Source organism: Vibrio hepatarius (genome assembly GCF_001274785.1).
Taxonomy (GTDB): Bacteria; Pseudomonadota; Gammaproteobacteria; order Enterobacterales; family Vibrionaceae; genus Vibrio; species Vibrio hepatarius.
In genome coordinates this window covers 1-1,064 of sequence record NZ_LHPI01000060.1, presented here as the reverse complement: position 1 = coordinate 1,064, position 1,064 = coordinate 1, and the positions used below count along the sequence as shown (strand labels likewise).

Annotated in this window: 1 protein-coding gene; it reads right to left on the bottom strand. The window is 48.1% G+C overall.

Annotated elements, in window-relative coordinates; translation table 11 throughout:
• On the bottom strand, positions 1-1,064 hold a 1,064-nt coding region (tuf, locus tag AKJ31_RS22210), incomplete at both ends, for an elongation factor Tu (protein WP_053411164.1).

The window sequence follows — 1,064 nt, the reverse complement described above, 5'->3', positions numbered from 1 at the left end:
TCGAAGATCTTAGCAACAACACCAGCACCTACTGTACGGCCACCTTCACGGATCGCGAAACGTAGACCTTCGTCCATCGCGATTGGTGCGATTAGCTCAACAGTCATCTTGATGTTGTCGCCTGGCATTACCATTTCTACGCCTTCTGGTAGCTCGATGTTACCAGTTACGTCAGTTGTACGGAAGTAGAACTGTGGACGGTAGCCTTTGAAGAATGGAGTGTGACGACCACCTTCATCTTTAGACAGTACGTATACTTCTGATTCGAACTTAGTGTGTGGAGTGATTGAACCAGGCTTAGCTAGTACTTGACCACGTTCAACTTCATCACGCTTAGTACCACGTAGAAGTGCACCAACGTTCTCACCCGCACGACCTTCGTCTAGAAGCTTACGGAACATTTCAACACCAGTACATGTTGTAGTAGTAGTGTCTTTGATACCTACGATAGCAACTTCGTCACCTACGTTTAGGATACCACGCTCGATACGGCCAGTTACTACTGTACCACGACCTTGGATTGAGAATACGTCTTCGATAGGCATTAGGAATGGCATATCTACTGCACGCTCTGGCTCAGGGATGTATGAATCTAGCGCTTCTGCTAGTTCTACAATCTTAGCTTCCCACTGCTCTTCGCCGTTTAGTGCGCCTAGTGCAGAACCTTGGATTACTGGTAGGTCATCACCTGGGAAGTCGTACTCAGATAGAAGTTCACGTACTTCCATTTCTACTAGTTCTAGTAGCTCTTCATCGTCAACCATGTCACATTTGTTCATGAATACGATGATGTATGGGATACCAACCTGACGGCCTAGTAGGATGTGCTCACGAGTTTGTGGCATTGGGCCATCTGTCGCAGCAACAACTAGGATACCACCGTCCATCTGTGCAGCACCAGTGATCATGTTTTTAACGTAGTCCGCGTGTCCTGGACAGTCAACGTGTGCGTAGTGGCGAGTTGGAGTGTCGTACTCTACGTGAGAAGTAGCGATTGTGATACCGCGCTCACGCTCTTCTGGAGCGTTATCGATAGATGCGAAGTCTTTCGCTTCACCGCCGTA